This window comes from Vibrio sp. E150_011, from assembly GCF_053544015.1.
Genome location: NZ_JBHFOL010000003.1, coordinates 474,366 through 495,257, shown reverse-complemented (window position 1 = coordinate 495,257; position 20,892 = coordinate 474,366). Strand labels below are relative to the sequence as shown.

Genomic DNA, 20,892 nt, shown 5'->3' with positions numbered 1-20,892 from the left:
AAGCTGAGAAAGTAACCGGGTCAAAATAGGAACCATCCATGCTGACTAAAAAAGGTTACTGGTCAGTATAGTAGAGTGAGTCGTTGTTGCTCTCAGACTCAACAAAGCGGAGAAGAGCCCTTTAAGTAATGAATAGACCAAAAATTTATCGTGATTCAAGTCACACTTTTCTATTGATAGAATAGTGTCCAAACTCTACTATCTGCGCCTTAATCCCCCGCAGGGGCTTTCTTACAAAAATTCAATCACGCACGACCCACAACGAGAACGAATAAAAATGGCATCCAGATACTCATTAGCTAAGCTGACTTTTCTTATCGCTATCCTAACGGCGGTAGGACAGATGACACAAACAATGTATGTGCCATCCATCGGGCGAATGGCGCAAGAGTTTCGAGTCAATCCCGCGATGCTACAAGCGGTGATGGCGTGCTACCTGATCCCATATGGTTTATCTCAATTTATCTATGGCCCGTTGTCCGACAAACTTGGGCGTAAACCGATAATTATTGCCGGGCTAGGGATCTATCTCGTCGGTGCTGTCATTAGTCTGTTTGCGCACTCATTTGAGCTGTTTTTACTTGGTAGCTTTATTCAAGGGGCCGGGATAGGCAGTGGTGGTGCGATGTCTCGCACGCTTTCCCGTGATTGCTTTTCAGGTGACGAGCTTCATAGAGCAAACAGCATTATTAGTATGTGTGTTATTTTCTCACCGCTACTCGCACCTGTTTTAGGCGGCGTACTGACTGAGACTCTGGGTTGGCGGTCAAGCTACTTGTTCTTAACGTTGTTTGCGGTCGCTGTGGTGATCATCATGTCATCAAAACTTGCAGAAACATTGCCAATAGAGAGAAGGACTCAAACCTCTGCCATGGACAATTATCGTTTTGTGCTTTCTGACAAACGCTTCCAAGGCTATGTTATTTGCCTGGTCGCCACCTTTGCCGGTGTGGCCGTATTTGAAGCCGCAGCTGGCGTGTTATTTGGTGGTGTATTGAAGCTGTCGGCATTTACCGTCAGCATTTTATTCGTGTTACCTATTCCGGGCTATTTGCTAGGCGCAGGACTATCTTCATTCATCGCGAAGCGTTACAGCAAACACTCAGCATTTAAATTTGGGCTGGTCGCCATATTGATGGGGGCTTTGGTTGTACTCATCCCTGGTTTACAAGGTGCAACAGACGCTTGGACATTGACCATTGGCTCGACCATTTATTTTCTTGGTGCGGGTGTACTCTTTCCTGCCGCCACAACGGGAGCACTAACGCCATTTCCTAACCATGCCGGTACTGGAGGCGCGGTGCTTGGTGGTATGCAAAACCTTGGCGCGGGGCTCACCACCTTAGGTGCATCGGTCATACCGGCTACCAACCAGTTGCCGCTAGGCGTCATCATGCTGATAATGGCATTACTCGCAATGTGGGGGCTGCATATCGCTAAACGAGACAATGGGCCGGACAACGCTGACAATACCGTGATGGTATGAGGTCGATACACTACCATCCATTGTTCAATGCTTCGAATCTCCAAATGCTGCCTTGTGACCATCACTTTCTGACCTAAAAAGTGATGGTGCGGGTCAAAAAGTTCCAATAGTGTTGCCTTTCCAAGTCACGACTCTATATGTAATGAATTGTATTGGTACGTTGGATAGCAATGCCGCGCAACTTCCATCATGAATGATTCGGTTACTCTGATGAGACAATATCAAAGAGCGAATTAAACGATGAGAACACTACCTTTAGCCATGTTGATATCTACCATAACTCTAGCGGGCTGTAATAACATCAGCGGACTCGCTTCCGCCCCTTCTGTTCCTTCCCCTATCACACCATCTGTTGTACACGGCGTCAAAATAGAGGCCGTACCGGCGCAATTTTCGGCTTACTCCAAGGCCGGCTATAACCGGTATGTCGCGGTAAAAGCCCCTAATGGCAAAGCGATTCATATTCTCATCATGGATCGCTTAACCGATTTTCAAATAGTCAAAGCTGTCAACGTGTTAAACCACTATTTAACCCCTGTGATCGGGACTCAATTTGGCAACGCCGAACAAAAGCAGCGTATTGCTAATGCCATGGCTAACAACGGCGCTATCTTAAAGCTTATGAACTACCATGATGAGCCCAAATACAATGACGACTTAGACGGACAGCCGTTATTCGAAGAGGAGATTCAAGTTGAAGGGGGGCCTTGGTACGTCAATCAAGACTATGACCATCATCGTGACGCTTCATTCGAGGAAATTTTGCACCTAGTACATGATTACGGTATTGGCGTACTCAACGCGCCTAGCGCCGGGTTAACCGCCTTACCTAAGTTTCAAAAAGAGCTTAATGTCTTACAAAAACAAGCGCTTAATAACTCATACCACCCACCGACAGATATACTGAAAGAGTGGCAGCAAGAGATCAGCGTTGATCAAGAGTATTTTGCCGCTGTCATCGACAGCTATTATGGCCTTTGGGGCGCATTTGATGGCCGTGGTATGGGAGGACTCTACGATGTCAAAAACCGCCAAGACTTTGCTCGCTACGATCCAGCCGCGAAGCATCTGACGGAACAAATTTTCTCGCCTACCCTTACTTATGATGCCTATATAGCGGATTCCTTTAAAGGGACGTTTAAATTAGCCCGAGATCCCAAAACGCCGTACACCTATCAAGCCCAATACTTAACTAAAGTAACCCTGACAGGAACCAACAATAGTAACGTTGAACTTAATGAGTACGACAATACGGTGACAGGGAATAAAGGCATTAATACTGTAGTTGTTCATGGCGATAAAGGGCAATATCAAATAGAGAGACTCGATAACTCTACGATTCAACTGATTGACTTGATCCATAACAGAGACGGCAACAACACGCTGTCCAACATAGAAAACATTCAGTTCGCCGATCAAACATTAGCGTTGTGACATCGATATAAATGAATGACTCAACGTTTTAAGTATTTAGATAACCGTGATCTTATTGATTTGGTAGACGAAACGTACTCCCCAAGCTCGCATTAACCATCCAGCGTTATGTCGACAAAGAAAGAGAATGGCAACACCCATTAATTGATTATCAAGAAAAAGTTATCGGTCGCTCTAAGTTTGACGACGAGTAACGTATTTACCTCCACTGTTAATTCAAAGCCCCCGTTTAGGTCGATACCATAACCTGAGTCGGGGCTTGTTCCTCAACAGTTTTAGGTCATTTTTGAATAAACTGCGCCTGCAAAAACGGCAGTAACAACAACCCGATTACCGCCGAACATACCGAGATTGCAACAAAAAATCCGGTCCATTGGTAGTGCTCTTGAATCACCGCCAATGGATAGCCCGATAAAGCCGCCCCCATATAGGCAAACAAACCAACAAACCCCGTTGCCGCGCCCACTGAGTCTTTATGTGAACATTCTGCTGCGGCCATTCCAATCAACATTTGAGGACCAAAAACAAAGAATCCGATGGCAAAAAATCCCGCCGATTGGAAGACAAAGTTCGTCAATGGCATCAGCCACAGCGCCGCAACCGACAAAAATATACCCATCGCGAATATCAGGTTCATTGGGCCTCGATTGCCACCAAACAGTTTATCCGAGCCCCACCCCGCAACAAGCGACCCCACAAAGCCGCCTATTTCAAAAAAAGACACCGAGGCATTGGCGCTAATTAGACTGTAATGATGCTGCTCTGTCAGATATAGATTGCCCCAATCATTGATGGCCGTGCGGACGATATAGACCAATACATAACTGAACGCGAGCAACCAGATATACTTATTATTGAGCACATAGGACCACAATATCTCTTTAGGTTTTAATCCTATACCGTCGTTCTCTTGCGCTAATTCCAGCTTGTCATCGCGCCATTGCCCTACCGTTGGTAACCCCATGGTGGTTGGTTTGTCTCTTAGCCGCCAACACAAAAATAGCCCAATCCCAACACTCATCACCCCCGGCACAATGAACCCTTCTCGCCAGCTGTAGTGGAAGGTAAGGAACCCCACCAGCAAAGGAATCATCGCGCCACCGACATTATGTGCGGTATTCCAAATTGACCAAAAAAATCCCCGTTCGGTGCGTGAATACCACGTTGTCAGTAGCTTGGAGCATGATGGCCACCCCCAACCTTGGAACCAAGCATTTAGCATCCACAAGGTGGCAAGCACGAACAATGAGCTCGATAGACCAAATAAAATATTGATGACACCACTGGCAATCAAGCCAATACCCATAAAGTAACGAGGGTTAGCACGGTCTGAAATAATGCCAGATAGAAACTTAGAGAGACCATAGATCAGGTAAAACAATGTGCCCATTAAGCCAATATCCCCCTTATCAAGACCGAGGTCGGCAATCAGCGCTGGAGCCGTGTAATTAAAGGTCTTACGAGTGAGATAAAAACCCGCATACCCCAAATACATACCCACCATGATATGAAGCCGCCAATATCGATACTGGCCATCAACATTCTTTGTCTCATGTGAGCGAGAGGTTTGAGTATTCAAGGGCATATCTCTTGTTTAAACCAGCGGAAGTTTGGCATCAATGACTGTGCCACGCTGTGTATCATGAACATCCATAGAGCTGCGAATAGTCAGTTGACCGCCCAAGGCCTGCACACGCTCTTGCATCCCTTTTAAACCGAACCCTTTTTGACTCTCTTCAAGTCGAAAGCCCACCCCATCGTCGGTAATCACCAACCTCAGCGTAGTATCAATCGACAACGCGATATGAACCTGCGTCGCTTTCGCGTATTTTTGCGCATTATTCAACGCCTCCTGGCAAAGCCTAAACAAGGTCACCGCCATCGTATCAGAGAGCTCTGTCATAGCATTGTCGTCAACCTCAAACTCAACATGAACACCAAGCTGTTCAAACTCCATTTCACGGACCATTTGTTTGATGGCTGAGACAACATCGAGATCATCAAGGGTTTTGGGGCGTAGTCGGGTGAGCAGCCCCTTCGTTGTGTCATAAACGTTCAACGACAAGGACTCAATCGTGTTGGCGCAGCTCACGCTCAGTTCTGCACTGTTCACGCGTTTGATGATGCTTGCTTGCGTTCGTATGGCGGTAATGTTCTGTCCAATCTCATCATGCAATTCACGAGCAATATCTTTACGAACGGACTCCTCTGCCTGAACCAATTGCTTTGATAGATTTTGATTACGACTCAACTCTTGGCGCAGCTTCTGGTTTAAGTCTCGCTGTCTTTGTACCGCGACCCCAAGTAAAATACCGGTGAGCGATTGCGCACTGATCGACAATAAAAGATCCGTCACCTCTATCTGAGAAACACCACTTCTTGCGGCAATTAACACACTGCTATTTAGCAGTGTGCCTAACAAGGCCCCCTGCCAACCATAACGAAACGCCAGTAATATAATAGGAATCGCTAAACAAAACGGGGCAAACCGGCGTAGCTCGTCAGGCAAACCAATCTGCAATGATATGCTCGATATAAACAGTAAAGTAATAAGCACGATGGGCTTTATCTGAAACGTAATGGGCTGATGGATAAGATTCGACGTCAGCGGGCGCCAGATGCTCTGGAACAGATAATTCCACACCAAATAACAAGTCGGCACCAACATCAAGCCGCCCGTCACCGTCACTAACCCAACCAAACTCAGCGAGGTGGCATGCCCGCTCAGCGCTAGCATATTGATGATTGCGGTACCGACAATCGCCATCGCTTGCACGGATAAACGCTGCCACTGTGGCCCAGTGTTGTAACGCCTTGAAACCCATGCCACTGGAATACTGGCAATACTTGCCACCAATACGGCTGACCATTGTGGCTGTGCCAATAATACGGCAAGTGATATCGTCAATGCCCATTCCGACGTGTAGATCGCAGGCCAGTATTTTTTAGCACAATGCAGGGTTACCCCTAACCGAAGCGCAAAAGGCAAAAATAAAATGGCCATTTCGGCATCATTCACAAAATAATATGAAATCACCCACAAGCAAAACCAGCTGCATAACGTAATGAGCCATGCACTGATGCTGGCGACCAAATAGGTACGCATTAGATGGTATCTTGGCGTTGAAACAGCTTGGCGAGTTCGACGTTGTTTTTCAGGGCAAGCTTATCGAGCGCATTCGCGCGGTGGACATGTACGGTTTTATGGCTAAGACCTAATCGTAAACCCACAGACTTGACATCCAGGCCTGTGGCTAACAGCTCTGATACCTCGTATTCTCGCTTCGTTAGTTTGGCGATCGACTGCTGATACGGCCTTGGCGACGCCAGTTTAATCGCAATATCTGGCGTGAGATAACAACCGCCATTGGCACTGGTTTTTACCGCTTGAATCAATTCATCAGGACTACATCGTTTTGTCAGATACCCCCGTGCGCCAAGCTCCAACGCTTTTTCAACCATAGCCGGTGAATCATGGACACTCAACATCACACACGCAGTGCCTTTCGGTATAGACTCAAGTAGCACTAAACCGCTCTCGTCTTGCATCGAGATGTCCAAAATACAGACATCCACTTGGCAAAACGGCAGCCCTTGTTTCGCCTCAGCAACCGACCCAAACTCACCCACGACCGTGATATCAGTTTCTAGATTCAACAACTGAGCAAAACCAGAACGAACGATGACGTGATCATCAACTAACGCAACATGAATCATGACGAGATACCAAGCAGAAGGGAAAAAATGGGGTAACTTAACGCTGCGACATTAAATAATCAAATAGCGATTCGTTCTAAAAAAGCGCTATCTATGACTCCGCTGACTCAGGCACGCCAGCATGTGCACAATAGATAACGCTTTAAAGGAAACGAAGAGTACGTATTACGCCTCCAGCTGCTTTAGTTCTCTCTTCGCTTTACGAATTTTTTTCTCTTCAGCGACCGCTACAAATAGCAGTAAGACTATGCAAATCGCCGCCGAGGTGTCGAGAGCGGCAAAGGTACCCTTCCAGCCTGTTAGACCAAAAATAGGGGTGCCATCAGCAATCATGCCCAAGCCGAGCTTGGCAAAGCTATCACCAATCAAGTAAGCAAATGTCCCTTTCACACCATCCGCTACACTGATCGCTTTTTTGGGAACAAAACCAACTGCCGCTACGCCAATCAGCAACTGTGGACCAAAGACCAAGAAACCCAACACAAACAACGAGGCGAGGTACATAAATTCACTGGTCGCATGCTGGTAAAACTCTAGGCAAACAATAATCAAAGCAAGAGAGAAACACGCCACAATGGCTCGACGACCATTCGCCAAATCCGATAAGTACCCCCACATCAGCGTCCCAACAAGGGCACCAACTTCAAACAAGGTAAAACCAGATATTGCCGTTTCTTTCGACAGGCCCAATTCTTGGTAGGCATAGACGGTTGACCATTGGTCGATACCGATACGTACGATGTACAGAAAAATGTTGGCAAAACACAGCAACCAAATCACTTTGTTCTTCAGAACGTACTCGACGAAAATATCGCGCTTTGACATATGATTGTCTTCTGCCGCCATATCTTCTTCACTGATCGTTTCATCAAACAACTCTTCGACTTTACCCAAGCCATAGGCTTCTGGTGAGTCATTACCATAGCGAAGACAAAAGAAACCAACGATAAGCGCAATAATTGATGGGAAAATAAACATGCCAATCACATGACCATCAAACAGATAGTTTGCACCAAACAGTGCGACGCCCGCCGCGCCCGCACCGCCTACGTTATGCGACATATTCCAAAGCCCAAGGTACGAGCCACGCTTGTTACGCGGTGTCCACTTGGTAATGGTTGAATAACTAGAGGGACCACCGGTACTTTGGAAAAAACCGCTAAGCGCATAAAAGGCAATCATTAAAAATAAGCTGACGCTTCCGCCCCCCATACTAAAACTGAAACCAAGCATCGCTAATCCAGAAAGAATCAACATAAAGGGTAAGAACTGCTTGGTATTTTTGCCATCGGCGTAGTAAGACACGACCGTTTTACCAATACCGTAGGTGATTGAAAACCCTAAGCCAATTAAGCCAAGTTCCGTCATTGATAGCCCGTAAGTTGAGATCATATCGTTTTGCGCGATATTGAAGTTCTTACGGATCAAATACATGGTCATGTAACCAATAAAGACCACAAGGTAGGATTGTAAGAAGGGCTTAAACCACAGCTTACGTCGCTCTTCGACGGGAAGGTCCAGCGTCGGTTTACGTACTTGCTCTAGAAATTTCAACATGGTGAATCCTTAGGCTCTAACTGAATATGCTCTCCTATCAATTAAGGAAAGCACCGAATCGTGGTGCACTACCCTCTCGGACAAATCCTGCGTGGCGGTATCTTTAATCCTCCGCAGCGGTATCTGTAGGCGTTTGTTTTATTCGTGAGGGGTTGTGTTCATGGGCTAGAGTCTAAAAAACCCAAGGCGCACTGGCTTGAGAGCACATCCTAAGATCCCTAGGAAAAATTCCTACATTGGTGTGTTCTATCAATAAACCGTGAGGCGTATCACAATGTCACAGAACGCCTTCTCGCTCGCATCTCCAAGTCACTTAGGGTTATAATGCGCCCGCTTTCATCTGGGACATGACTATGATTTCAAAAAACCAATTAAAATTACTTCGCGCGTTAGGCCAAAAAAAACAGCGTAAAGCCCACGGCTTATTCTTAGTCGAGGGTGAAAAAAACGTGTTGGAGCTCATTGGCACGTCCCTCGCGGTCAAACAAGTCTTTGCCACCCACGAGTTTTTGAGCAGTAATCAAGCCTCTTTGCAGGGTTTTGAGTGTGTCGAGGCTTCGTTAGATGAGTTGACTAAAGCAAGTAGCTTAGTCAGTAACAATGCCGCGGTGGCGATTGTTGAGATCCCACAAATGGCGATACCACAAGCTCAAGGATTGATGATCGCCCTAGACGGCGTTTCCGACCCTGGCAACCTTGGGACGATCATTCGCGTTGCCGATTGGTACGGCATTAAGCACATTGTCGCGAGCACCGATTGCGCTGACCCTTATAACCCGAAAACCATTCGAGCGACCATGGGTAGCTTTGGTCGTGTTCAGGTGAGTCTTCTCGATCTCCCTTCGTACCTAGCACAAGCAAATATCCCGGTTTATGGTGCCTTCCTTGAAGGTGAAAGTGTCCATAGCACGACCTTCTCTTCGCAAGGCATTTTGCTGATGGGCAGTGAATCTCACGGCGTTCGTGAGGAAGCCGCAAAGTATGTGACGGATAAAATCACGATTCCTGCCTTTGGCGGCGCAGAGTCATTAAATGTGGCCATGGCGACAGGTATTATTCTCGATAACCTACATAGACAGCATCACTAGTCTTTAGGCTTTGAGCTTTGAGCTTTGAGCTTTGAGCTTTGAGCTTTGAACAATAAAAAAACGCCATCGTTTTAAAAGCGATGGCGTTTTTTTATTGTTTGATGATGGCGCATATTTACACGGTTTCGTTGTGTTACTTTTCTAGCATTCCAAGCTTATTAGGGACGCCATTCCACTTGTCAGCATCATCCATAGCGGGTTTCACCTCAGTAATATTCGGCCACACTTCCGCCAGTTCTTCGTTCAAGGCAATAAACACGTGTTGGTCTTCGGACAATTCGTCTTCTTGGAAAATCGCTTGAGCATCACATTCCGGAACACAAAGCCCACAGTCGATACAATCAATTGGGCTGATTACCATAAAATTCGGGCCTTCATAAAATGCATCGGCCGGGCACACAGCCACACAGTCCGTAAATTTACATTGTATACAGTTATCCGTTACGACAAATGCCATGGTTCTCAGCTCTTGGTTAGTCATGAATTCAATAGGCCAGTGAGCGAATAAACACCACTAGCCTCTATTATGGAGGGGCGATGATACGGATTCATGAGTAAAATTCAATATCACACGATGTATATATTTATCGCGTTTTACCCATATTTTCATCACGCTTTGCGTATCAAGCCATACAGCCCCGCTTCGAATTAAGTATGACAGACAAAACAACTTAACGTAAAATGCGCGCCATTGTGAGCGATCATTCCTCGAGGTTATGCTTAACTCCTTGGATTGACACGCTAAGACACCTACCAACACGAGACATCATCATGATACGTTTAACCGAGATTAAGCTTCCTCTTGACCATGAGGAAGGCGCTATCCTTACCGCCATCACTAAAAAGCTCAGTGTAACTGCAGAGCAAGTGCTGTCATTTAATATGTTTAAGCGTGGCTATGATGCTCGTAAAAAGAACAAAATCCTACTGATCTACACGCTAGATATTGTCGTCGACAATGAGGCTGAACTGCTTGAACAGTTCGCTAACGACCCACACGTTAAAGTCACGCCAGATATGGCATATAAGTTCGTTACTCAAGCGCCTAAAAACCTAACGGAACGTCCTGTCGTCATCGGCTTTGGTCCTTGTGGTTTATTCGCAGGTTTAGTACTCGCACAAATGGGCTTCAACCCAATCATTGTCGAGCGTGGCAAAGAAGTGCGTGAACGTACCAAGGATACGTTTGGTTTTTGGCGTAAGCGCAACCTTAACCCAGAGTCCAATGTACAGTTTGGTGAAGGTGGCGCAGGTACGTTCTCAGATGGCAAGCTATATAGCCAAGTAAAAGACCCTAAGCATTATGGTCGTAAGGTCATTGAAGAGTTCGTGGCTTCTGGCGCGCCTGAAGAGATTCGCTACGTCAGCAAGCCGCACATCGGTACCTTTAAACTGGTCACCATGATTGAAAAAATGCGCGCTAAGATCATTGAGCTCGGTGGTGAGATTCGCTTTAGCACTCGCGTCGATGACATTCACATGGAAGAAGGCCAAATCACGGGGTTGACGCTATCTAACGGTGAGGTCATTCAATCTCGTCATGTGGTATTAGCCGTGGGCCACAGTGCGCGTGATACCTTTGAGATGCTGCACGAGCGTGGCGTCTACATGGAAGCAAAACCTTTCTCTGTCGGCTTCCGTATTGAACACAAACAATCGGTCATCGATGAGGCTCGCTTTGGTAAAAATGCGGGTAACCCAATCCTAGGCGCAGCAGACTATAAACTGGTCCACCATTGTAAGAATGGCCGTACGGTGTATAGCTTCTGTATGTGTCCGGGCGGAACAGTTGTGGCGGCTACGTCAGAAGAAGGCCGCGTCGTGACCAACGGCATGAGCCAATATTCACGTGCTGAACGCAATGCAAACAGTGCCATCGTGGTTGGTATCTCTCCAGAAGAAGATTACCCAGGCGACCCACTCGCGGGCATTCGTTTCCAGCGTGAGCTAGAAACTGGCGCGTTCCACCTTGGCGGTGAAAACTACGATGCACCGGCACAAAAAATTGGTGACTTTTTGAAAGGCGGCGATGCCAGTGAAATTGGCGATGTCGCTCCGTCATTTACACCAGGTATTAAACTGACTGATATTTCCAAAGCACTGCCTGATTTTGCTATCGAAGCAATTCGCGAGGCGATTCCTGCGTTCGATAAAAAAATTAAAGGATTTGCGGGTGCTGATGGCCTACTGACTGGCGTAGAAACACGCACGTCTTCACCAATTTGCATCAAACGCGGTAAAGACTACCAAAGTGTTAACCTGAAAGGCTTCTTCCCTGCGGGTGAAGGTGCGGGTTATGCGGGGGGTATTCTTTCTGCGGGTATTGATGGTATTAAAGCGGCAGAAGCGCTTGCGCTGTCGATGGTTGAGCTAGCCGAGTAGCTTTTCAAATACACTCTCATCAAGGCTCACTGACGTGACCTTGATGAGAGTCATTCACTACATTCATCAGACTAAAGTTAGAATGTTAAAAAGTTAGAACGTTAGAACGTTAGAACGTTAGAACGTTAGAAAGTCCACGACACACCGAGATCCACACCAACACCTACGTCTGTACCATTATTAAACTTCACTTCTGGCGTCGCAAATAAGTCCACATCAAGGTTTTTAACTGGTTCCCAGCGAAGACCAACCGGTGCATGCACATCAATCGCCTCACTGTTCCAGTTATAACCCACACCACCTTCAACAAACCAACTGATATTATGTTCTTGAGAAATCGGCTTTTGTAAGAATGCCATACCACCGTTTACATAATTATCTTTTACACCAATGATGATATTGTCGAACTGAAACGTTACGCCACGCTTTGTATCAGCGCCAAGTTCAAACGTACTCGCATTCGCGTTAACCGTCGCCGCCAAAGCAAAAAGACCAGTAGTAGCAAGACAAAGTGATTTGATGATTGTTTTGTTCAATGTTGTTTCCTCATTTAAAACATCCGGTGTGATGTCATCCAGTAGAAAAATTCGCTCACTTAACAAGTGCGCGGTTGATGGAATGAATTCTAAAGGAGTAAAAAACTGAGGTTTACCATTTTGTGCCAACCCATCACGAGATGGCTGTCAGTGAGTAGCCGAGGTATTTGAACGAAAGCAGAAGTGCGAGCGTGTTAAGAGCACTAAGAGCGCTGATAACGATATTACGAACCGTAATACCGATAGAGAAACATATCTGTGTGACCAACGAAAATCCGCCCAATTTTACTGGGCGGATTTTCGTTTATCGTTAGGATAGTGATGAATAGGCGATGAGCTCATCATGCGTTGCGGTCGTGATATAGTCGCCATCCAAATAAAAATCGACGCTACTTTCACTACTGACACCAATTAACGTGCGAACACTGCCACTTTCATCGGTAAAGTCCATCTGCGTCGTTGTGCCGTCAATCATCGAGATCTTCACCGGAGCACTGGTCAGGTTCTTATTCATCTTATGATTAACCTTTATATACGAGTTCGCGGGCATATCAGCCAATGCTTTCTTTTTAGTCAACGGATTCGTGCCAGTCCAAAATTCTATTGAGTTCACGACAAACAAATCAGCCATCGAGGTAATCGCGTAGACGGGAGACATCAATGTATACAGTCCAGCACGGCCATAACGGTTATCGACGCCTTTAATATTCACTTCCTGCATGACAAACCCTGTGGTCGCCATTTGACCAATACAACCGGATAGCATCAACGCAACCACAACCGTCGCAATAGCGGTTTTTATTTGTTTCATGTTCATTGTTTCCTTCTCGCGTATCCCAAGAGCAGTGGATAGCGAGTTGAGCAAAATATCATCACTTAAAAATAATACGATTATTATTTCCATTCCTGCCGACTATCAATCGGCGCGGGATTATATTCTCGCTCTTATAGATAGCAAGCCAATTTGTTCCTTATCAACAGACTAAACAACCTCACACTGCATGATAGAAGTTCACCCGCACCTAACCAAATTTATAAATGCAATTAAAATCATTAAAATCAATAATATGGATTCAATTCTTGGTTTCCTGGTTGTATTAAAAATGACATTAGCTTTGTATGCGATCACCCAAGAATCCAACGCTATGTTGGCTCAATAAGGATAAATCCTACAATACGAAGTGGTTTGCTTATGATTTGGAATAACGCGTGTTTTTCACCATCTACAAAACCAGACAACCACCAAAAAAGTCCTGTCCCCAATCTTTTGATGTGTTAGGATGTGCGGCTTTTATGATGCAGCTCACACTTTCTTTGTCGAAAATAGTGAGAAAACACACATTGCTCGCCTTAATGGCAGCACATGAATAGTGAATTTTTAATGCCTAATTCTAATACTGTCGCGGAATCTTCGACAGCTTCTAGTTCAGCGTATGCCGCAATCCATCCGCCCGAACGACTGAGAAAGCTGGCCCATAAACTGGAAATGAATAATCCAGTTTTTTGGATCAGTGGCTCTTTTCTAACGCTTTTTGTTCTACTTGCTCTAACCCACCCCGTCGCTCTCTCGTCCGTCGTCAATTCAGGCTTCCAACTGGCCACACATTACTTTGGTGCTTTCTGGCAAATCCTTCTACTCGCTAACTTTATTATCGGTCTCGCACTGTGCTTTGGTAAAACTGGAGATGTTAGACTCGGTGGACTAGCGAAACCTAATGTTGAGAACTTCAAATGGATGTCGATCATCCTATGTACCTTGCTTGCGGGTGGTGGTGTATTTTGGGCTGCTGCGGAGCCGATCGCACACTATGTATCAGCGCCGCCATTATTTGGCTCAGCCGATCCGTACACCAATGCAATTAACGCGCTATCCCAGTCTTTTGTTCATTGGGGTTTTCTCGCTTGGGCCGTGTTGGGATGCTTGTCTTCTGTTGTACTGATGCACTTGCACTACGATAAAGGCCTGCCTCTTAAGCCACGTACTTTGTTGTATCCTTTATTCGGCCAACGCGTGATCACTGGTTGGTTAGGCAATGCCATTGATGCGCTCAGCATTATTGCTGTTGCTGCAGGTACGATCGGACCGATTGGCTTCTTAGGCTTACAAATTAGCTATGCCTTGCAAGAACTCTTTGGTATCCCTGATACATTTGCTACCCAAGCTACTGTGGTCGTTTTTGCCATGGTTTTCTACACGCTATCAGCATTAAGTGGCGTGAATCGCGGTATACAATTGATCAGTCGCTACAACATCATCTTAGCAACAGCCCTTATTGGCTTCATTCTTATTGCTGGGCCAACCAGCTTTATTGTCGACAGCTATGTGCAAGGCCTAGGACGAATGATTGATCAGTTTGTCCCAATGGCACTGTATCGAGAGAATACTGAGTGGCTAAGTTGGTGGACGGTATTCTTTTGGGGTTGGTTTATTGGTTACGGTCCAATGATGGCGATTTTCATTGCTCGTATTTCTCGTGGACGCTCTATTCGTCAATTGATTCTGTCTATTAGTATTGCCGCCCCACTGGTCACTTGTTTCTGGTTTACGATTGTTGGTGGTACTGGGCTAGCATTTGAACTGGAAACGCCTGGAATCATTAAGGCTGGGTTTGAAGGCTTTAACATGCCAGGTGCTTTGCTTGCGATCACGCAACAACTCCCGTTTCCGACCTTGATCTCAGTATTGTTCTTGATACTGACGACAACGTTTATCGTCACTACTGGCGACTCCATGACGTATACGATTACGATGGTGATTAGTGGTGATGAAGAACCGAATGCCCTGATTCGAGCTTTTTGGGGTGTGATCATGGGCGCAGTCGCGATTGTACTCATCTCTATGGGTAGTGGCGGTATTTCGGCACTGCAATCATTTATCGTGATTACGGCCGTTCCTGCCTCCCTTATTATAGCTCCTAGCCTATGGTATGCGCCGAAGATCGCGAACCAAATGGCCAAAACGCAAGGTTTATAATTCTCCGGCTTCATGTTGGTAAAGACCCAATATAAACGCAGATAAACCGTGTATACGATTGGTGAGCAAGCTTTGTTCACCAATCGTAATCCCCTCCTATATCCCACCAAGGCCACTGCGCTTTAACATCGCTGGACCCGCTAGCTTCAACGACTGAACGCCCGTAAGACATCATCCCTCTTCGTTACAATCTCCCCACAACCACCCTTAGGTGCATAGCCACCTGAATAGCACGACGCGCCAAAATAACCACGATCAATTGATTGACGCATTCATCTTAACTATTGATTTATAACGATATGATTGACTATTCACATTTCTACGATTAAATGCGACACTTTTTACCGAGCAAATAAATGGAATAAAGATCACAGTTAACCATTCAATATCAACGGTTAAGAATGTGGCAAAAACTCGAAAAAATCAGGATGATTATAATGTGTGGACACAATGAGTATCTAGTCAGAATACGTCGGACGACATGGCAACGGCTGGCACGAATAAAGCAAATCTATCGCTGTAGGGTTTGTGGAGTAAATTTGGAAATTAAGTAACGGCCGTACTTGCGCCATTCCTGCTTAAGCAAAACCCACTGCAACTTTGCCAAGTGGGAATGGCCACCTTCAATCTCAAATTGCGTCACATCCGTGAGGTAATTTGGTGACTTGATATTAGACTCTCTTACCTTGCAACCAAGGCTTCTGTTAGAACTAACCTTAACATCAAGCTCCCAACTCAGTTATTGATCACCGACCTAACGCTTACTTTTAAACGACTTGGCGCCACTTTTTTTGTTCGTTCGTCGGTTGGCTTGCTTGTCTCGACGAGGACGTTTGCTCTCGGTTGATGCGGGCTGATCAGTGACAGGAAACTCACTCAGTTGTTGCAATGCCAAAGGGCGCGTCGTCAAACTTCTTATCGCCTCTAGGTACCCCGTTTCGGCATGGCAAACGAGTGACATCGCTAACCCCTGCTCTCCTGCACGCGCCGTTCTGCCCACTCGATGCACGTAAACCGTGGGATCAGCCGGCAACTCGTAGTTAATCACAACGGGAAGCTGATCGACATGAATACCACGAGCAAGTAAATCGGTTGCGATGAGTACTTGGATTTTTTGAGCTTTAAACGCTTGTAGCGTCTGCTCTCGTTCTACTTGATCCTTGTTTCCGTGTAACGCTGCGGTCACTAGGCCCGCTTTAGCCAACTTCTTACACAATGCATCCGCGTTATCACGGGCACTAATAAACACTAAGACTTGCGACCATTGGTGATGCTTAATTTGATGGATTAAGACATTGGCTTTGTTGCCTTTATTAACCAAATACAAACGCTCTTCAATCTTAGAGACCACACTGTTCGCATTGTGGCTTTGAACTCTAATGGGGTCGTTAAGTAACGCGGCGACTTTACTGTCCAACGCATCTGACAATGTGGCAGAAAACATCAACGTTTGTCTGTTAGCTGGCACCGCTGATAATATTTTTTGAACATCAGGCCAGAAACCCATGTCCATCAATCGATCAACCTCATCTAAGACCACATGCTTGATATCGGTCAGCGATACCGCTTGTTGTTGAATAAGATCGAGCAGCCGACCTGGCGTTGCAACAATCACGCTAGGATTTTTTGCCAGCTGTTGCTTTTGCCATTCAATATCAACCCCACCACATACCGCCATCGACGAAAGTGAAACACGTTCTGCCAAGGGCGCAATTGCCGTATCCACTTGCGTTGCCAGTTCACGCGTTGGCACCAATACCACCGCTTGTATGCTCGCTTTATCTTGGCGAACTTGTTGCAACAATGGCAGACCGTAGGCGAGTGTTTTTCCACTACCGGTTTGAGCAATCGATAGGACATCCTTTCCCTGCAACGCATGTGGCAGTGTTAAGGATTGAATCTCAGTCGGTGACTCGAATCGTTCGGTCATCGCAGCAATAAGCGAAGGGCATAGGTTAAACGTTGAAAAGGACATAGTTAGGCATCACGCTGACAAGGTGTGGGTGGATAATAAGGGCATCGCGAGAGAAGGTCCAGACTCGAAAATAAAGCAGACAACAAGCGACGTTGCATCGCTTGTTGTATCAACTAGAGACTAGTCTTGGTATTCGCTCTTATCATCCGGGCGTAATTGGCGCTGGATAGCCGTCAAGAAGTTACGAAGGATTTGATCTTTACACTCACGGTAGTGCTTGTTATCCGGCTTACGGAAAAACGCGCTTAATTCATGCTTACTTAGATTGAAATCAACTGACTGTAACGCATCTAGAATGTCTTCTGCTTTCATGTTCAGTGCGATTCTAAGCTTCATGAAGACCATGTTGTTCGTCAAACGTTTTTCTGGCTCAGGTTGCGCACCTTCACGTTTACCGCGCTTAATGTTGATCAGACCATTAAGAAAAATTGCCAAATCAGTATCGCTTGCTGATTTGTAGTCGTCATCGCTGTCTTTCTTCAACCAATTAGACACCTGTTCACGGGTCACTTTGTGCTCTGCCGCTGCAAACACGTTAATCATTTCTGCGTCTTTAAAGTCAAAGGTATAGCGAATACGGCGTAAAATATCGTTATTAGTCAAAATAAATTCCAAAAAGAAAGTAATCAGCATAGTCAGTTGCACAGACTGTGTTGACTGACCTTGAAAGTTGAGCGCGAAGCCTAACACACCCGTGTTTGACTACCTATATATTTAAGCATTGATTGAGCAATGACGCTATGTAGGATAAGGAAATAGTCACCACTTATCCCCATCTTCTCACCGCCACAACGACACGCATCGTTCACCACCGTGATACCTATCTCTTATAGCTTAAGTCGTGGCACTATCTATAACTTAAATCGTGCCACTAATTGGTCTAACTCATTCACTTTGCTATTCAGCCCTTCAATTTGCATTGCACTGAAGCTTGCTTGTTCTAAAGTGTGGTCTGAAATATCACTAATCGATGAGATATCGGTGGCGATTTCTTTCGTAACGGCGGTTTGCTCTTCTGCGGCCGTGGCGATTGAGTTGATCATCGTTTGGACATGACTTGCCCCTTCTACAATCTGCTCTAATGCGCTAATAGCACCCTCACTTTGTTTTACGCCGCTTTCTACCAACTGACGGTTATCTTCCGTTAAAGATACCGCTTGCTGTGTCCCAGACTGAATCGACTGAATAATCACTGACACTTCTTGCGTCGCACGAGTAGTACGCTCAGCAAGGGCCCGAACCTCATCGGCAACCACCGCAAACCCACGCCCAAACTCGCCCGCTCGAGCCGCTTCAATGGCCGCATTTAACGCCAACAAATTCGTCTGTTCAGCAATGTCTTGAATCACTTTAATCACACTGCCGATTTGCTTTCCGTGTGCTCCTAGGTCGTTCATCTGGCCTGACATTTCTTCCATTTGAATAGACACTTGTTGCACGCTTTGTACCATGTCAGAAATCACGCTGCGGCCTTCTATTGCGCACGATTCAGAGCGCTGAGCTTCGCTATAGGTTTGATTACTTTGAGTCGCCACTTCTGAAATCGTTAAGCTAAGCTCTTCAGATGCCGTTGCTATCAACGTCGCTTTATCTGATTGAGAAGAGGCCCCAACGACCATTTTCTCACCAACTGCGGCAAGCTCACAAGTCGCCTCTTTCACATCGACACTAACAGAATGTATCGAACTGATGAGTTCAGCTAATGAGCGCTGCATTTGATTAATAGACTGCGCTAAGCTCGACAACTCATCACTCGCATTATCCACCACACTGTCGCTTGAGAGGTCACCGTTTGCGATACGCTGCGCGACATTATTAAGGACTGATACCCGGCGTACAATGGAATTCGAAAGGAAATAAGACACCAGCAATGAGCCAACAATAACCGCTATCGCTGAGATAATAATCGTCATATAAATCAAGCTAAAGGAATCAATTAGACCCCTTAATGCCGAATAGGTATCTTGCTTTTCTGATACCGAGGCTTCATCTAGTATCTTCTCTATCGGCGCTAAATATTGATCATGTAGATGCTTAGTGATATCAAAGTTTACCGCAACACGGCTATTAGAGGCGGCCATCATGACTTGAGACTCAAAGCCTTCGGTGTAATTCTTTAGGGAGGTCGACACCTCTTCCAAACGTCGGGTGTCAGCCTGATTCCCTAACTCCAAACCCTGAAGTAGATTGATCGCAGAATAAGCACTGTCGATATTACGGCGATATGATGCCAGGGCCGCATTATCCCCTAATACGATTTCCAAAGAGCTTCGGTACACATCACCAATCTCATCAATCAGAATTAAGTACTGCTCCAATTCAGGGACATCATCTTGATTTATTTCCATCGCAACTTGTTCCGATGTCGAGACTTCAAACCAAATCACACTTAGCCCTGAACAGATAACAATGAATATCGCTAAGAATCCACCGTATAATTTATTTTTAACCGATAACGTCAAGAGTTCACCCGTAAATACGCACTTAATTATTGATGCGAATTATATGTCTGAAAAAAATCTCACACTACAAATAATCATCACTTTTGGGAAGTATTTAACTATATTCACTCCGCCCGTTTCATTTATTTATATAAGGAAGGAAAGCAATCTATTTATTTATAAATTCCCTTGATAGAACAATGCTAAAGCATCAATTTTCCTCCTAAGTAGATATGAATAGACATCACCAAAAATTTTGCCTTTTCTTAAAATCAGCCGGTATTTTTTTCTTCAAACCACGCTGTGCCTGCTTAAAGTTTTGGCCTAACATAATCCGAATTTGGCTATAGGTTTCATAGGCCAATAGTTTCCAACTAGGTGCAGTCCAATAACGAGTATAAATATGCTTGATGGCTGCAGTGACATCTGGTGAGGTTTGTTGTATCTGCCGGCAGAACTCGATGGCCGCTTCCATTGGCGCCTCACTCACTTCAGTAACGAGACCAAGCTCCAATGCACGCTGTGCATTCAATTGTGTCGCACAGATCGAAATACGCATGGCTTGATCTTTAGTCATGACCTCTCTGAGCCCGAGTGAGCCCGCCATATCAGAGGTTAAACCCATTTTTGATTCCATAATCGAAAGGTTCGCATTAGGTGCGCATATCCTAAAATCTGCCCCCAACACAATCTGTAACCCTGCGCCCCAGCAATACCCTTCAATAACGGCAATTACGGGGACCGATAGTTTGCGCCAGTTAGCACTGACTTGTTGAGCTCGATTGGCTTGCCCGGGCCATATTTTAAACAGTAATTGCGCTGCAAACCGTTTATTTTTCATCATCGCACTAAAGTCTAAACCAGAACTAAAGTTGCCTCCTTTGCCTGTCAAGATAACCGCTCTGAGAGTACGGTCACGCTTAAGATGGCGACTGATATCAATAAGCTCATCAAACATGCGCATATCCACGCCATTCAGCTTATCGGGCCTATTCAGGCTAATGGTAACGACATCATTATCTCGTGCGACGTCAATATGCCCATACTCCATTTACTCACCTCTACTTTTCTTCGTTATCGTACTCGCTGAATCTGCGCACCGCCGGATCTTAGTTCCAACGGGTTCTATGCGACCGGCGAATTTACCTAATGGTCAAATTCAATGAGGAAAGTGTAGACGTCTGCTCGGCATAATTAGTGTATTTACTCAATAATGAGACATGGCACAGAATCTTGTTCAACCAATCTTGGTCATTACGGGATATACATCCCCAACCATACGACGACTCAACCATCCGACTC

16 protein-coding genes are annotated in these 20,892 nt (G+C 45.7%); 5 read left to right on the top strand and 11 right to left on the bottom strand.

What is annotated here, in order from left to right; all coding sequences use genetic code 11:
* Positions 1-277: 277 nt before the first annotated feature.
* Both emrD and ACE1OE_RS08300 read left to right on the top strand, forming a co-directional pair.
* The gene (gene emrD, locus ACE1OE_RS08305; protein WP_449210684.1) at positions 278-1,486 is read left to right on the top strand and encodes a multidrug efflux MFS transporter EmrD; all 1,209 of its coding nucleotides are present in this window, start codon (positions 278-280) and stop codon (positions 1,484-1,486) included.
* A gap of 240 nt (positions 1,487-1,726) precedes the next feature.
* Complete coding sequence (locus ACE1OE_RS08300; protein ID WP_449210683.1) at positions 1,727-2,920, top strand: hypothetical protein; 1,194 nt, start codon at positions 1,727-1,729, stop codon at positions 2,918-2,920.
* A 280-nt stretch (positions 2,921-3,200) separates the two neighbouring features.
* On the opposite strand, the gene uhpC is transcribed toward ACE1OE_RS08300, so the two are convergent.
* From uhpC to uhpT, 4 genes are all read right to left on the bottom strand, one after another.
* Positions 3,201-4,505: an MFS transporter family glucose-6-phosphate receptor UhpC gene (gene uhpC, locus ACE1OE_RS08295; protein ID WP_449210682.1), complete on the bottom strand. Its 1,305-nt coding sequence runs from the start codon at positions 4,503-4,505 to the stop codon at positions 3,201-3,203.
* A 9-nt stretch (positions 4,506-4,514) separates the two neighbouring features.
* Entirely contained in the window at positions 4,515-6,026 is a 1,512-nt protein-coding gene (uhpB, locus tag ACE1OE_RS08290) for a signal transduction histidine-protein kinase/phosphatase UhpB (protein WP_449210681.1), read from the bottom strand.
* Positions 6,026-6,637, bottom strand: coding sequence for a transcriptional regulator UhpA (uhpA, locus tag ACE1OE_RS08285; RefSeq protein WP_449210680.1), 612 nt, complete (start codon positions 6,635-6,637; stop codon positions 6,026-6,028). Before uhpA ends, uhpB begins: the two co-directional genes overlap by 1 nt.
* A gap of 165 nt (positions 6,638-6,802) precedes the next feature.
* The gene (gene uhpT / locus ACE1OE_RS08280) at positions 6,803-8,194 is read right to left on the bottom strand and encodes a hexose-6-phosphate:phosphate antiporter (protein ID WP_102468703.1); all 1,392 of its coding nucleotides are present in this window, start codon (positions 8,192-8,194) and stop codon (positions 6,803-6,805) included.
* A 353-nt stretch (positions 8,195-8,547) separates the two neighbouring features.
* Here uhpT and ACE1OE_RS08275 point away from each other — a divergent pair, with 353 nt between their 5' ends.
* Positions 8,548-9,282, top strand: coding sequence for a TrmH family RNA methyltransferase (locus ACE1OE_RS08275; RefSeq protein WP_449210679.1), 735 nt, complete (start codon positions 8,548-8,550; stop codon positions 9,280-9,282).
* Positions 9,283-9,415: 133 nt separating this feature from the next.
* Here the strand turns inward: ACE1OE_RS08275 and fdxA are convergent, their stop codons facing one another.
* On the bottom strand, positions 9,416-9,739 hold the full coding sequence (fdxA, locus tag ACE1OE_RS08270; protein WP_102468839.1) for a ferredoxin FdxA: 324 nt from the start codon (positions 9,737-9,739) through the stop codon (positions 9,416-9,418).
* A gap of 314 nt (positions 9,740-10,053) precedes the next feature.
* Between fdxA and ACE1OE_RS08265 the strand changes: the two genes are divergently transcribed.
* Positions 10,054-11,664, top strand: a complete 1,611-nt coding sequence (locus ACE1OE_RS08265; RefSeq protein ID WP_449210678.1) for an NAD(P)/FAD-dependent oxidoreductase — start codon at positions 10,054-10,056, stop codon at positions 11,662-11,664.
* 125 nt (positions 11,665-11,789) lie between these two features.
* Here the strand turns inward: ACE1OE_RS08265 and ACE1OE_RS08260 are convergent, their stop codons facing one another.
* Together ACE1OE_RS08260 and ACE1OE_RS08255 are read right to left on the bottom strand one after the other, a co-directional pair.
* Entirely contained in the window at positions 11,790-12,200 is a 411-nt protein-coding gene (locus tag ACE1OE_RS08260) for a hypothetical protein (RefSeq protein ID WP_372059414.1), read from the bottom strand.
* A gap of 310 nt (positions 12,201-12,510) precedes the next feature.
* Positions 12,511-13,011, bottom strand: a complete 501-nt coding sequence (locus tag ACE1OE_RS08255) for a DUF3332 family protein (RefSeq protein ID WP_449210677.1) — start codon at positions 13,009-13,011, stop codon at positions 12,511-12,513.
* Positions 13,012-13,581: 570 nt separating this feature from the next.
* Between ACE1OE_RS08255 and ACE1OE_RS08250 the strand changes: the two genes are divergently transcribed.
* On the top strand, positions 13,582-15,174 hold the full coding sequence (locus tag ACE1OE_RS08250; protein WP_449210676.1) for a BCCT family transporter: 1,593 nt from the start codon (positions 13,582-13,584) through the stop codon (positions 15,172-15,174).
* A gap of 754 nt (positions 15,175-15,928) precedes the next feature.
* Here the strand turns inward: ACE1OE_RS08250 and ACE1OE_RS08245 are convergent.
* The 4 genes from ACE1OE_RS08245 to ACE1OE_RS08230 all read right to left on the bottom strand — a co-directional run bounded on the left by ACE1OE_RS08245 (position 15,929) and on the right by ACE1OE_RS08230 (position 20,641).
* Positions 15,929-17,149, bottom strand: a complete 1,221-nt coding sequence (locus tag ACE1OE_RS08245) for a DEAD/DEAH box helicase (RefSeq protein ID WP_449210675.1) — start codon at positions 17,147-17,149, stop codon at positions 15,929-15,931.
* Between the two features lie 120 nt (positions 17,150-17,269).
* Positions 17,270-17,752 carry a YehS family protein gene (locus ACE1OE_RS08240; RefSeq protein WP_372059419.1) on the bottom strand — a complete coding sequence of 161 codons (483 nt, stop codon included), beginning with the start codon at positions 17,750-17,752 and terminating at the stop codon, positions 17,270-17,272.
* A gap of 248 nt (positions 17,753-18,000) precedes the next feature.
* Positions 18,001-19,611, bottom strand: a complete 1,611-nt coding sequence (locus ACE1OE_RS08235) for a methyl-accepting chemotaxis protein (protein WP_449210674.1) — start codon at positions 19,609-19,611, stop codon at positions 18,001-18,003.
* Between the two features lie 223 nt (positions 19,612-19,834).
* Positions 19,835-20,641 carry a crotonase/enoyl-CoA hydratase family protein gene (locus ACE1OE_RS08230; protein WP_449210673.1) on the bottom strand — a complete coding sequence of 269 codons (807 nt, stop codon included), beginning with the start codon at positions 20,639-20,641 and terminating at the stop codon, positions 19,835-19,837.
* Between the last annotated feature and the right edge of the window lie 251 nt (positions 20,642-20,892).